Annotated in this window: 14 protein-coding genes; 2 read left to right on the forward strand and 12 right to left on the reverse strand. The window is 50.8% G+C overall.

The features are described 5' to 3' along the window. Window positions 1-43: 43 nt before the first annotated feature. Window positions 44-526: a hypothetical protein gene (locus NAZ64_RS10880; RefSeq protein WP_000516583.1), complete on the reverse strand. Its 483-nt coding sequence runs from the start codon at window positions 524-526 to the stop codon at window positions 44-46. Then, window positions 519-1,376: a winged helix-turn-helix domain-containing protein gene (locus tag NAZ64_RS10885; RefSeq protein WP_220569545.1), complete on the reverse strand. Its 858-nt coding sequence runs from the start codon at window positions 1,374-1,376 to the stop codon at window positions 519-521. The genes NAZ64_RS10880 and NAZ64_RS10885 overlap by 8 nt, the downstream gene beginning before the upstream one ends. Before the next feature lie 784 nt (window positions 1,377-2,160). Between NAZ64_RS10885 and NAZ64_RS10890 the strand changes: the two genes are divergently transcribed. After that, entirely contained in the window at window positions 2,161-2,841 is a 681-nt protein-coding gene (locus NAZ64_RS10890; protein WP_000106461.1) for an isochorismatase family protein, read from the forward strand. A 227-nt stretch (window positions 2,842-3,068) separates the two neighbouring features. Here the strand turns inward: NAZ64_RS10890 and cigR are convergent, their stop codons facing one another. The 5 genes from cigR to NAZ64_RS10915 all read right to left on the reverse strand — a co-directional run bounded on the left by cigR (window position 3,069) and on the right by NAZ64_RS10915 (window position 7,505). Next, the gene (cigR, locus tag NAZ64_RS10895; protein WP_076935900.1) at window positions 3,069-3,548 is read right to left on the reverse strand and encodes an anti-virulence regulatory inner membrane protein CigR; all 480 of its coding nucleotides are present in this window, start codon (window positions 3,546-3,548) and stop codon (window positions 3,069-3,071) included. Between the two features lie 101 nt (window positions 3,549-3,649). Further along, the gene (gene mgtU / locus NAZ64_RS10900; protein ID WP_253777138.1) at window positions 3,650-3,736 is read right to left on the reverse strand and encodes a magnesium transporter protection protein MgtU; all 87 of its coding nucleotides are present in this window, start codon (window positions 3,734-3,736) and stop codon (window positions 3,650-3,652) included. Window positions 3,737-3,748: 12 nt separating this feature from the next. Continuing rightward, the gene (gene mgtR, locus NAZ64_RS10905; RefSeq protein ID WP_001082117.1) at window positions 3,749-3,841 is read right to left on the reverse strand and encodes a protein MgtR; all 93 of its coding nucleotides are present in this window, start codon (window positions 3,839-3,841) and stop codon (window positions 3,749-3,751) included. 21 nt (window positions 3,842-3,862) lie between these two features. Then, window positions 3,863-6,589, reverse strand: coding sequence for a magnesium-translocating P-type ATPase (gene mgtA, locus NAZ64_RS10910; RefSeq protein WP_220569544.1), 2,727 nt, complete (start codon window positions 6,587-6,589; stop codon window positions 3,863-3,865). 220 nt (window positions 6,590-6,809) lie between these two features. Next, window positions 6,810-7,505, reverse strand: a complete 696-nt coding sequence (locus tag NAZ64_RS10915) for an MgtC family protein (protein WP_000392699.1) — start codon at window positions 7,503-7,505, stop codon at window positions 6,810-6,812. Window positions 7,506-8,010: 505 nt separating this feature from the next. Here NAZ64_RS10915 and NAZ64_RS10920 point away from each other — a divergent pair. Further along, entirely contained in the window at window positions 8,011-8,913 is a 903-nt protein-coding gene (locus NAZ64_RS10920) for an EamA family transporter (protein ID WP_000535970.1), read from the forward strand. Between the two features lie 42 nt (window positions 8,914-8,955). On the opposite strand, the gene NAZ64_RS10925 is transcribed toward NAZ64_RS10920, so the two are convergent. The 5 genes from NAZ64_RS10925 to NAZ64_RS10945 form a co-directional block, all read right to left on the reverse strand. Then, a complete protein-coding gene (locus NAZ64_RS10925) occupies window positions 8,956-9,897 on the reverse strand; it encodes an Rpn family recombination-promoting nuclease/putative transposase (RefSeq protein WP_220569543.1) in 942 nt (313 codons plus the stop codon). 235 nt (window positions 9,898-10,132) lie between these two features. Further along, on the reverse strand, window positions 10,133-10,876 hold the full coding sequence (dagF, locus tag NAZ64_RS10930; RefSeq protein WP_076935906.1) for a 2-dehydro-3-deoxy-phosphogluconate aldolase: 744 nt from the start codon (window positions 10,874-10,876) through the stop codon (window positions 10,133-10,135). Next, window positions 10,863-11,972, reverse strand: a complete 1,110-nt coding sequence (dgaE, locus tag NAZ64_RS10935; RefSeq protein ID WP_001528141.1) for a D-glucosaminate-6-phosphate ammonia lyase — start codon at window positions 11,970-11,972, stop codon at window positions 10,863-10,865. The genes dagF and dgaE overlap by 14 nt, the downstream gene beginning before the upstream one ends. A 3-nt stretch (window positions 11,973-11,975) precedes the next feature. After that, on the reverse strand, window positions 11,976-12,836 hold the full coding sequence (locus NAZ64_RS10940) for a PTS system mannose/fructose/sorbose family transporter subunit IID (RefSeq protein ID WP_001526325.1): 861 nt from the start codon (window positions 12,834-12,836) through the stop codon (window positions 11,976-11,978). Then, window positions 12,833-13,582, reverse strand: coding sequence for a PTS mannose/fructose/sorbose/N-acetylgalactosamine transporter subunit IIC (locus tag NAZ64_RS10945; protein WP_000380259.1), 750 nt, complete (start codon window positions 13,580-13,582; stop codon window positions 12,833-12,835). The genes NAZ64_RS10940 and NAZ64_RS10945 overlap by 4 nt, the downstream gene beginning before the upstream one ends. Between the last annotated feature and the right edge of the window lie 112 nt (window positions 13,583-13,694).

Genomic DNA, 13,694 nt, shown 5'->3' on the forward strand with positions numbered 1-13,694 from the left:
TTTCATTTGGCTGATATGTTTCATGAACGGCTCCCAAAACCGCTTAATGTGTACAGAAAAATATCGGGCGTTTCCCGATGGTGAACATAAAGCCACGATGGCCCTGAGTCAGGATGGTGTAACTGATACTTTTCCCTGGATAGACATAAAAATCGGGTAAAACCGTCTCGATAACCGCATCGGACAGTGTTTCGTCACGCGTGACTTTGTTGATATCCGTCGATATAAAATGGGTACTGTCTTTATTTTCACTCCATACATAGGAAACATCACGGCGGATCACGCCGCTCATTTTATTATCGACGTAATACGTTCCGCTGATGGAAACCACCCCGGTACGTTTTTTCAGCGAATACATAAAGTCCAGCGTCAGGTTAGCCTGAGTGTTGTTATAAAACACAATCACAGGTGCCGTACATTTCTCTGGATCCCGGTTCTTTTCCGTATATAAATGAACAAGATGCCCAAGCCCTACTCCCAGAAACAGTAGCGTCAGGCAGGCTAACATCAGTGCCTTTTTACCCATGTGTCACCCCGCGGAAAAAAAGCGTCACGCAGCCTGTATCACCGCGCGTTTTATAAGGTTGCTGACAAATCAATGCCGTAACCGCTGGGGTGCGACTGCTGGAAGGAAAATAGACCCATGGGTATTTCTGACAATCCATACCGGTTTTTAGAATCATTGACTTATAGCCTGCAAAGCGGCTACCGCTTTCGATATCTTCATTCCGCGAGAAAAAATGACAACCCTGGGTTGTTTCAACCAGCGTGTAGCGATCGTAAAAATCCTTATCGGGAACGGTTTGCCAGCTTATAGTGCCAAGCAAAATACCGACAGCAAATGTCCCGGTCATCCAAAGTACAGGTACATAATGTTTAAACCAACGCCCTGACGTACGCGGCGGCGTCTCACCCTTTTTTTCTATTGTCTGAGCGAAGTCTTTGCGGATGGTCATGATGCTCACACCAGGCTCAATCTGAAAGCCTCTACGCGGAACCGTGATTATCAGCGTATCTTCATTTTCGCCAACGGTACGTAATCCGCGGCGAATAATGGAGATATTCTGATAAAGCGTATTTGCCGACACCACCATGCCGTCTTCTTCCCACACTTTTTGAAAGAATGTTTGTTGTGAGACGACGGAGGGGGCGTTTTCCAGCAGAAGGCGCAAGCAGCGGCTGGCAGGCGTTGTCAGAATAATGTTGAGATCTGGCCTCGATAATGACGCCAGGCGATTCATTTCTGGATTAAATTCAATATTATCGTTAATTATCCATAACATCGCATTGTTACCATGCCAAAACATAACGTAGTTGGAGAGGGTTAATAGACACCACTGATTATAGTCTGATGCTGTGGCTGCGTAGCAGGACATGGATTGTCCCCTGCACATACCGATCATATAGAAGAGCGAGAGGCATAAGACATTAACAGGTAAGCGTAAACACCGCTTTTCTCATTATAGCAGACTCAGGGGTGAAAGTACGTTTGGTTTTCTTGTTCGTTAAGTCTCCTGTTTTGTATTGAGGTGAGAATATCACCTTTAATAAAGTAGCCAAATTTACTGTGCCACTACGCTTTAATATCTCATATATAAATCATGAGAAAAACATATCCTGATAATCTACCCCACATAAAAGACAGGGTTTTATTCAACGTGTTCCTATAATGGCTTGTAATATCCAAAAAAGCAGCACTCGTTATGTAGGGATAGTTTTCAATTTATTAAGAGTTACAGTAGCCATACTTAATAGCATCACGCTTCCCACTTAATATTTAAGCTACGCTTTATGTTATTTAAATATAAATAAGTTAACTCTTAATTGAACTATTTCAAACTTATACTAAACAAGTTTAAAACTATCTATCAGAAACAATTTGTAGGGATATTGCCTGTTTTTTCAATCAATAATCCTCTCTGACATGTAAAATAGAAACATTTATTCATAATATGAATATTGTTGTGATAACAGATTCGCGTGAAAGTAAATCGACTGAAGGTGATGCCGATGAATATTCCTTCAGAAAGAACTCAACAGGGTAATCCAGGATCGGCAACGGATTACTGTCATCAGCTTAAAAACGGAAATCGCCCCGGCGATTAATGACTTTAACACTGATAGTGATTATCAGTGAAAGGCAACAACAAGGAATGAATTATGTCTACACCCGCGAATTTTAACGGTCAACGCCCTGCCATTGATGCTAACGACGCAGTAATGCTGCTGATTGACCACCAAAGTGGCCTGTTTCAGACCGTCGGCGACATGCCGATGCCGGAATTACGCGCGCGCGCCGCGGCGCTGGCTAAGATCGCTACCTTATGCAATATGCCGGTCATTACTACCGCATCCGTACCACAGGGACCGAATGGTCCGCTGATTCCGGAAATCCATGCGAATGCGCCCCACGCGCAATATGTCGCGCGTAAAGGGGAAATTAATGCCTGGGATAATGCCGATTTTGTACAAGCGGTAAAAGCGACAGGCCGTAAAACGCTGATCATCGCCGGTACTATTACCAGTGTCTGCATGGCTTTTCCAGCCATCAGCGCCGTCGCGGAAGGTTACAAGGTATTTGCGGTAATTGATGCCTCCGGTACGTACAGTAAAATGGCGCAGGAAATTACGATGGCCCGCGTGGTGCAGGCGGGCGTAGTACCAATGGATACCGCGGCGGTAGCCTCTGAGCTGCAACGTACCTGGAATAGGGAAGATGCCGCAGAATGGGCGGATGTATATACCAAAATATTCCCGGCCTATCAGCTACTGATTGAAAGTTATACCAAAGCGCAGGAAGTAGTAAAAAATAATGAACTGCTGGATTCTCAACGCGCATAAATAACGCCCTGAAGCGGCTAAATAGCCCCATTTAATGGGGCTATTTTACTTGCCATTTGGTCCTGGGCAGTGCTCGCCAAAACGCGTTAGCGTTTTGAACGCCGCTTGCGGCGGCCCGAAGGGCGAGCGTAGCGAGTCAAACCTCACGTACTACGTGTACGCTCCGGTTTTTGCGCGCTGTCCGTGTCCAAACTGGCTGCGCCAATAACGCCTGGTGGGATAGGCTCTTAATCAAATACGCCATTAATAATCGCCGTGACCACCGCGGTACTGAGCGCGATCAGCACCAGATTATCCCCAACGATTTTCCACTCATAGCCCGGATAATAAGGTAATTGTCCCAGCATAGACGCCGGCACCGTTTTTTTAGCGATTCCCGGCGGCAGCGGTTTTCCTCTCGCCAGATTTTTCGCAATCCCCGGAGGTAAAGACTGATAACCCGTCAGCCCTAAATTCACTGCCAGTTGCCTGGCGACAGCATAGCTAATGTCCGACTCGACGTGATCCGGTTTACCGCCATTTTTACGGTGTTCCGTTTTTTGCCCGGCATTTCCTTTATGTCCGTTACCGTTATTACCCTGATTAGCCGCGTTATTACCATGTCCGCCGCCATTGCCATTTCCCGGATTCGCCAGCACAGGCGTAGCGCTCAGGGAAAACATAATCAACGTCGCCAGGACGGCGGTTAAACCACGACGATTATTCATGATATTGCCCTTCTGATGTGGGATACCATGAAAATAGCGCCCCGCCATAAAAAGAACAACTGCATCGATTCTTATTTTAAGCGGGGCTCGCCAACAGCAGCTTATCGTATCCAGATAGTCAGTAAAATCAGGATGATTGCTATCAGGACAACCTGATAAAAGATTTCGTCCAACCCTCTTTTTTGCATGGCGTCACCTCGTTAGAAAACGATTTGCCAGAGGGCTAAACACAACACCAACAGGCTAATCAGTAAAAATATCAGCGCGATGATTTTATCGGGTGAGCGATTCATCTGGGCGATCCTCAAACATCATTAAAACCACTGGCCAAAGCGTTTGATATAAAAGCGCTTCATGCCTTGCGCCACCAGACAGTAGCTCAATAATGTCGCCACCAACCACGGGAAGTAGCTCAGCGGCAGCGGCTCCAGTCCAACCATCGCACCCAAAGGTGAGAATGGAATATAAATGCCTATCGCCATAATCAAGCCGGTCGTCAATAATACCGGCAACGTCGCCCGACTTTGGATAAACGGTATTTTCTGCGTCCTTAGCATATGCACGACCAGTGTCTGCGAGAGCAGACCCTCAATAAACCAGCCGGACTGAAAGAGCGCCTGCGCCTCTACGTTATTAGCCGCAAAGACGTACCACATCAACGCAAAGGTTGTGATATCGAAAATAGAAGACGTTGGGCCAATCCATAGCATAAAACGACCAATATTTTTCGCGTCCCATTTCCGCGGCTTACGCAGGAACTCTTTATCCATTTTGTCCCACGGCAACGACAACTGCGAAATATCGTACATCAAATTCTGGATCAACAGATGAATCGCCAGCATCGGCAGAAACGGAATAAACGCGCTGGCTACCAGTACCGAAAAAACATTGCCGAAATTAGAGCTGGCGGTCATATTCAGGTATTTAATGATATTACCAAAGGTTTCCCGCCCTTTGATGACGCCTTCCTCAAGCACCATGAGATCTTTTTCCAGCAGAATAATATCTGATGACTCTTTAGCAATATCGGCGGCGCTATCGACGGAAATCCCCACATCCGCATCACGAAGCGCGGGCGCGTCGTTGATCCCATCCCCAAGAAAACCAACGGTATGACCATTTTTCTGTAGCGCTTGCAAAATACGCGTTTTTTGTAACGGCGTCAGCCGGGCGAATACTGCGCGTTTCTCCACTTCAGACCCTAGTTCGGCATCTGACATCGCCTCAACCTGGGTTCCGGTCAGGATATCGTGCGTATCAATACCCACTTCCAGACAGATACGCGCCGTCACGACCGGATTATCGCCGGTGAGGACTTTGACCGCCACGCCGTTATCCCGTAACGCGGCAATCGCTTTTCCGGCGCTCTCTTTCGGCGGATCGAGAAAAGTGAGCATCCCTTCGATGGTAAGTTCGGTCTCGTCCTCCACACTTAATGTCGGATTGTTCCCGGAACCATCCAGCTTACGTGTCGCTATCAGCAATACACGGAATCCCTGCGCATTGTAATCTTCGGTTTTCGCCAGCAGCAGCTCGCGACGTGTTTCCGTCAGCGCCACCACACGATCGCCTTCGCGAAGATGAGTGGCTACCATCATCATCTCTTCAACTGCGCCTTTACAGATCAGGCATCTGTCTCCATGCTGCGCATCCTCCACCAGGACCGATACCCGGCGACGTACAAAGTCGAATGGCAGTTCATCGCGTTTAACGAAGCGCGCTTTTGTCGATGGCGCGATGCGACCCTCGCCAAAACGCAGTATGGCGCGATCCATCACATTCCGGGCGCCGCTCTGGCTGCTACTATTCAGCCAGGCCAGCATCAATACCCGGCTGCTTTTTACACCGCTCACATCCAGATGATGCTCCAGAAAAATATTGTCCTGGGTTAAGGTGCCGGTTTTATCTGTACACAACACATCCATCGCGCCGAAGTTTTGAATAGCGTTCAGGCGCTTGACGATCACTTTGCGCCGCGACATCGCAATCGCGCCTTTTGCCAGGTTGGAACTGACAATCATGGGCAACATTTCCGGCGTCAACCCCACCGCAACCGCCAGCGCGAACAGCGAAGCCTCTACCCAGTCTCCCTTACTGAAACCATTGATCAGCAGGACAACCGGCACCATGATCAGCATAAAGCGTATCAACAGCCAGCTCACGCTGTTGACTCCGCGATCGAAAGCCGTCTGGGTACGCGTACCCACAATGGATTTCGCCAGCGAGCCGAACCAGGTACGGCTTCCCGTCGCAACCACGACCGCTTGCGCTCTGCCGCTGGTTACATTGGTTCCCATCAGACAGATATTGCCCAAATCTAACAGGCTTTTATCTTTGTCAGGCAATTGCTCGCTGTCTTTACCTGCCACATCAGCCATAACATCGTATTTTTCTACGGGTAATGATTCACCACTAAGAATTGACTGGCTGATAAAGAGATCGCGCGACGCCAGCAGACGGACGTCGGCGGGCACCAGATCGCCTGCGGCCAGAAAAACCACATCGCCCGGCACCAGTTCTTCAATGGGAATCTCTTCCTGCACCGCGCCTATATTGCCCGGCCCACGACGCAACACCGTGGCGGTGGTGCGAACCATCTTTTTCAGCGCCTGTGCTGCTCTGTTAGTGCGAAACTCCTGCCAGAAACGCAATAACCCGCTCAAACTGACCATCGTCAGAATAATCAGCACGCCGGTGAGATCGGTCTCTTCGCCACGGCGTAACGGGAGCCAGTAATCTGTGATAAAACTGACCCCTGCCAGTGCCATCAGAACGTAAATAAAAGGGTTATTAAATGCCTGCAGAAGCTGAACCAGCACCGGAGGAACTTGCTCATGCGCCACTTCATTGCGCCCATACACTTTCAACCGTTCGCTGGCCTCTTCTATCGTGAGGCCCTGACGATGGCTGTTCAGCCGCGCCAGTGTCTCCTCCGGGCTATGAAAAGCTTCCGCTTCGATCGGAAATACTTTTTTATGCTGCTTATCATTTTCTGACGCCGGGCGATTGATTTTCCGGTTTTCAATGTTCATGTCAGTCATGATGAATCCCCAAAATTAAGGTGTAGTGTTTCCTGCATATCACACCCAGGGAATAGCGAACTCACGATTTGAAGGTGAATGCCCCGGGAGAATTATCTATGCATAAAAAAGAGTTATTGCTTACTCACTATTTTGAGTGGGTTTTATTTTATCGACTCGGGAATATCCATCATTCCCTCCTTATACGCCTGGCGTAATGTTGCAATTGAATAAAAAACTATTATTGACTATCAATGCTCCAGTGAATTGCGGTGATATTATCGTTATCACCTATTCTGGATATAATCAGTTCTCGCGTTTTACGATAATCAGCATGACCCACGAGCTCGGCACGAATTTCTTTATAGCCCTGTTCCTGAGCGGGGACCGAACCTAACCCTTGTAAACAGATCGCGGCCTCTTTTACGATATTCAGTAACCACTGACGAACCGCGCTCTCATCTTCTTTATTACAGGTTACTTTCAGGATATAACGTTTTTCTCCCTCGGCGGATACCGGGAGTTGATTTATACGCTGCGCCGCTTCACGCAATAAAATATTGGCGCAAAGAATAATGATCGTCGCCGCCAGCGCATTTTTGAACTGCCCTAAACCGCATAACACGCCGATGCCCGCCGAACACCATAGCGTTGCCGCAGTGTTCAGTCCGCGCACATTCATCCCTTCGCGCATGATGACGCCCGCCCCCAGAAAGCCAATACCAGAGACAATCTGCGCCGCAATTCTCCCGGGGCTGTCTGGCGATGTCGTCATGGAGCTCAGAATAAAAACGGCGGCGCCTGTCGCCACCAGCGCATTAGTGCGTAATCCCGCCATACGTTGACGCCATTGTCTTTCCGCGCCAATCAGCGCGCCCAACAGCATAGCAGCCAGTAAATTTAAAATATAAGGAAACATTAACATACGTTCCTCCATTTTTTCTGGAAGAATAAGTACGTGCTATATTTAGCACACGACAAATTTCTGCCCTGAGGCAATTAGCGTCGTGTTAACGGCGGAGGAAATAAAGCGTGTTTAAACATGAACATGACGATTACCTCGCGACAATGCGCGTGTTGTAACATTATTGGGATGACAATCGTCACAAGGGGAGATTGCTGCCCACCGGTTCGGCAAGCAGCGCAGGAATAGCGTGCGTTAACTTGCCAGATGATTTACGTAAAAGTGACTGTCCAACATATTACTCCTGCATGAATTTGCGCTTATTATAGTCAGTCAATATGTTCTGTAAAGTGCAAAGGCGGGGATAGTGACGATTTGTTTAAGTTTGTTTGATATTTTCTATGACAAAAAAATGACAATATTATGTCAATAACAGGCTCGTCTGAAATCATTAAACAATAAATTCCTGCTTAATGCCGGCGATAGCTCTGTTATGATGCCTGCACGTAAAAAAATAAAACAACATGACGAGGAAAAAATGGGTTCCACCAGAAAAGGGATGCTAAACGTCCTGATTGCCGCCGTATTGTGGGGGAGTTCAGGTGTTTGCGCGCAGTACATCATGGAGCAAAGCCGTATGTCGTCACAGTTCCTGACGATGATACGTTTGTTATTCGCCGGGCTGATACTGGTGACCTTCTCCTTTATGCACGGCGATAAGATATTTTCGATTCTTAAAAACCGCAAAGATGCACTGAGTCTGCTGATTTTCTCCGTGGTGGGCGCGCTCACCGTTCAGCTAACCTTCCTGCTTACGATTGAAAAATCCAATGCCGCCACCGCGACAGTGCTGCAATTTTTATCGCCGACCATTATTGTGGCGTGGTTTGCATTAGCGCGAAGAACACGACCAGGCATTCTGGTCTTAACCGCCATTCTTACATCGCTTATCGGCACCTTTTTACTGGTGACTCACGGCAATCCAACATCGCTGTCGATCTCTTCAGGCGCGCTGTTCTGGGGTATCGCCTCCGCATTTGCCGCCGCCTTTTATACGACCTGGCCTTCCAGGCTAATCGCCCAATACGGCACGCTGCCAGTGGTCGGCTGGAGTATGTCCTTTGGCGGCCTTATTCTGCTGCCCTTCTACGCTAAAGAAGGAACGCACTTTGCGGTGAGCGGCAGCCTGATTCTGGCCTTTTTCTACCTTGTGGTGATCGGTACGTCGCTGACGTTCAGCCTGTATTTGAAAGGCGCGCAACTGATTGGTGGCCCCAAAGCCAGCATTTTAAGCTGCGCGGAACCGTTAAGCAGCGCCCTGCTGTCGCTGCTGCTGTTGGGGATTAGTTTTACCTTGCCGGACTGGCTGGGCACGCTGCTCATTCTCTCGTCAGTGATTCTGATCTCCCTCGATTCCCGTCGACGCGCGCGGGCCGCTTAACGCCGTTGATAATCACGATGACCGGGCGGAAGAGGGAAAAGTTTAATGGCGCTTTGCCTTAATCTCTTCGTCAGAAAGCCCGGTAATCATCAGCACCATCTGCCGATCTATCCCCTGTTCCAGCATCGTATGCGCAATACGCAAGGCTTCCTCCTGCTTACCTTGATGTATACCTTGCTGTATGCCTTGTTGCACGCCTTCACGCTTACCTTTTCTGCGCCCCGATTCACGTATTCTGTCTACGATCGTCATTAATCTCTCCTTGTGTTGGGGAACACGACGCGCCACCTCGCGGATAAACTTGCCAAAACGAGGCGTGCTGCCATGCTGTATTAGCAAATAATTAAACAGCGCTTTTAGCTGACTGTCATTAGCGTTTCCCGTAATCAGAAGTACCGCTAAGCGCTCGACCAATCCCATCAGGTCGCGCTGACGTATATGCTTTTGTACCAGCTCCAGCATCGCGATACGTCGATGCTGCATGATCTCGTTATCCGGCACCACCGTAATGTCTACCAGTGGAAATGCCGTCGCATAAAGCTGACGCGCCAGTGCAGGATCGTCAAACTCATCCAGCCAGCACAGCGAAAAGGGATACGGGCTTTTCGCGCCATGGTAAAACAGCATGGGAATCACCAGCGGTAACGTTTTATGGCCAGCATCCAGATGGCGCTGCATCGCGGCAGTCGCGTAACGCATTAACCGGAATGCCATATGCGCGTCCGGCGTACTCTGATGCTCTATAACGACATAGATATAACCGTCGCCTTCACACGTTTTTAGTGACCAAAGGGCATCGGAATAAAACGCGCGTAAATTTTTCTCGATAAAACTGTCCGGCGCCAGTTTTAACGTCGTCAGATCGCAACGTATTCTTAGCGAATGGGGAAGATGAATATTGAGAAAATCCCGCGCGGTATCCGGATGGCGTAAAAACGTTTTGAATACCGCATCATGAGGCGTGGACGTGGGGCTTTTTTTCATGGCGATCCGTCACCTGAGGAATAAGATGACGCCACTGTACTCGCCAAAAATACAGACAGCATTCAGGAAAATTTAACCCTGCGAGGAGGCTCGAAAGGGAATCTCTGACGGCTGCAATACGTACATTTTTGCCCAGCCTGCTACGCATTATCGCCCAATAGCGTAACGCTAACCGGGCCTACAAATACACGTCATCTGTAGGCCCGGTAAACGTAGCGCTCTTCAGCGATAAATCTCACACCAGCGCTTTGACTATCTCCATCAACCGAATGACGTCTTCGGGGCGCGTATTGCCGGTTTGCGGATCGATAATCGAGCTGTAAACATGCGGCATGACGCGCGGCACGCCTGCTTCCAGGCAGGTTTGCAGGATAATACCGAAATTATCCAGTGAGATACCGCCGGTCGGCTCGATGAGTGTCATACCGTGGCGGGCGGCGGTTGTCGCCAGCGCATAGAGTTCCGGTAACGACTTTTCGCCGCCCATCGGGAAAAACTTCGCCGCATGTGCGCCCATATCCTGCATCATGCGTACCGCCGCTTCACAGGAAACGCGGGCTGGCGTTCCCTGGCTGCTGCTGACGCCGGTAGAAATCACCACCTCGCCAGGCGTTCCCGTCGGGCTGACCAGCGCGTTGATATGCGTTTGCTCGCCGCCCGTCGCCGCCAGCGCGCCCGCCGCGAAGCCGCAGCCGGTAAAAGTCTGGTTAACATGCGCCGGGTGGACGGCGGCGGCAATCATCGCCGCTTTATAGAACTGCGCCGGATCGCCCGCGCCCAGGCCGACAGAAATTGACGGCACCTCCGCCATCCAGCGTTTCACCTCCGGCACGCCCTCTTCTACCGTAGCGAACTGCGCGGAAAGTACGCCAATGACCGCATGGCCTTCGGCGGCTTCATAGATAGCCTTCGCGTTGGCGATATCCTTTGCCAGCACGTTAATCGCTACCCGCTGACGATAAAAATTAATCTGCTGCATGTTCTGCAATCTCCCTGAGTCGCGCCACAATCAATGCCATTTCCCCTTCGGCTACCGTGCGTGGATCGAGGCTAAAAACCCCCTGATGAAGCTGATATTTGCGGGCGTAAATCGCTATCTCACCGCCGCGCAACTGCGCTTCGACGTCCTGCGCATTCAGTCCCAATTCAGATGCGTTCACCCGCACACGAATACGCCAGATTGCACGCCCGGCCTCATCCTGTTCGATATCGGCATAAAGCCCGCGAATGGCGGAGATTGCCTCCGCCACGGGACGCAGCTGTTCTGCGGTAACGGTAGTCTGCCCCTGGTGGTAATTCTCCAGCGCATACACCAGCCCAACCATGTTTTCCTTGCCGATTTTCATTGCCCTGGCAATCCCCTGGTGCTGCGCTTTGCAGGCGGCAATCCACGTTTTCTTACCAGTGATAAAGCCGGAGGTTGGCGCATTAAAGGCTTTCGCGCCGCTATAGATAACCATATCCGCGCCGCTCGCCACCCAGCCGCGCAAATCCTCTTCCGCCGCGGCATCGACAATCAACGGCAGGTGGTTGGCCTGCGCCACCTGTACAAAATCGTCAATGCTCAACATGCCTTTCTGTACGCAATGGTGTGATTTCACATACAGTAGCGCGGCGGTCTTTTCGTTAATGGCGCTTTCCAGTTGCCAGCGGGCCGCCAGATTGCTCGACCCCACTTCCACTATGCGCCCGCCGCCAAGACGAATGGCGCTGGTGACTGGCGCGCCGTAGTCCACATTATGCCCGCGCAGCATCACTACCTCATTGGCCATACCGCTACTGTCTGGCATCAGGGCGACGCGCGCCCGATCGCCGTGGGTGATAGCGGCAGCGACGGCAATGGCAATACCCGCCGAGGCGCACGAGGTGATATAGCTATCTTCAGCACCCGTATAGCGCGATACCAGTTCGCCGGTTTTTTCCACCAGCGCATCAATCTCGACGAAAGCGGAAGCCGCGCGCGCGGTGGCCTGCATGACCTCCGGCGCGACGCTTGAGACGCCCAGAATGGTCATTTTGCCGCAGGCGTTAATGACCTTTTTCAACCCCAGTTGTTGATAGATATTCGGCGTCATGATTTACAGCACTCCCAACAACGAACAGACTATGCTCAGTGCGACAATCGACAGCAAAATGGTGGTGTAGCGCGGCCCTTTTTTTACCAGATAGAAGTAGATGGCGAATACCGCCGCTAGTGGCAGTAAGCCCGGCGCGATAGAGTCGAGGATCTGCTGAACCACCACTTCAGATCCTTTCAAGGCGCTAATTTTTAACGGCGTGGTGATTTTGACGTAGCTGGCGGAAAGCGCGCCCATCATGATCAAACCCAGCACGTTGGCCCCGTAGATCAGTTCTTTGATTCGCCCCCCCTGCAGCAGGCCGATAATCGAATCACGCCCCAGCGTATATCCCTTGTGGACCATACCGTAGCTGATCGCCAGGGTGATCGCCGGGTAGAGAATCAGCGGGATAATACCGCCCATCGCGCTGCCATTTGCTGCGAACGGAATAAAGATCGCTATCAACAGCGGCATCACCGCCGCCCAGATAATCGAGTCGCCCATCCCGGCAAGCGGCCCCATCAGGCCCGTTTTAATGCCGGTGATAGACGAGTCGTTAATCGGCTCGCCGCGCGTTTTTTGTTCTTCCATTGCAATAGAGATGCCCTGAATCACCGCGCCGAAGGTCTGCTCGGAGTTAAAGAAGTTAAGGTGGCGTTTTAGCGCTTCTACCTGCTCCTCTTTTTGCGGGTAGAGTTTTTTGATGATCGGCGTCATCGAGGCGCAGAAAATCAGGCTTTGTAAGCGTTCATAGGAGCTGGAAACCTCGGCGCCCAGCCAGTAGATAAACCAAGCTTTGGTGATATCTGCTTTGGTCAGCGCCCCGCTTTCCCGCGCGCGCTCAACCAGTTCATGTTGCATTACGTCACTGCTCATCATGCTGCTCCTTCATTTTTCGCCAGGCCTTTAATCAGGAAGGCGACACAGGTGCCGAAGATGGCCATCGCCATGATGTCGACCTTGAGGTACAACACCGCGAAGAACCCGCCGATAAACCACGGCAACAGGCTCTTTTTACCGATCACCATAATGGTGATGGCAAAGCCCAGCGCCGGCAGAATGCCGCCCATGATTTCAAAGGAGTGGGTTAACCAGTGCGGCATCAGTTTAAGGAAACTTTCCACCACATCCTGGCCAAAGTAGTTAGCGGCAAAGACCACCGGGAAGCGCAGTACCAACCCCAGCAATGCCGGGTAAAGAAAGGCGCAACGCATGATGCCCGCCATGTTTGCCGTTTCCGCGTGTTTATCCGCCATATGCACCCAGGCGGCGTTCAGCGTGCGCCTAAGCTGATCGAGAAACACGCCAATCACGCCAAACGGGATTGCCAGCGCGATCGCCAGGTTTGGGTCCATACCGGCCTTCACCGCGATAGGAATGGAGATACAAGCCGCCAGCGCCGGGTCCGACGGCACGTTGCCGCCCGGCGTTGAGGTCACGCCCAAATAAACGAGCTGCATCCCTGCGCCGATAATCATCGCGGTCTGCATATTGCCAAGCAAAAGCCCGACAAATACCGCGATCACCACCGGTTGTAACAGCATCGCGGAGAAGGTGTAGCCGAGGCGTAAACGGGCAAACCAGTAATACAACCCCATCAGGCTTGCAAAGAGTAAGGTATCCATAGTGTTATCCTATACACTTCATCCTTCAGGCTGCCTCTTTGTTGGCTGCCTTCGCTCACCCCAGTCACTTACTTTAGTAAGCTCCAGGGGATTCACTCAGTTGCCGCCTCGA

The sequence above is a fragment of the Salmonella sp. A1325 genome (assembly GCF_056991255.1).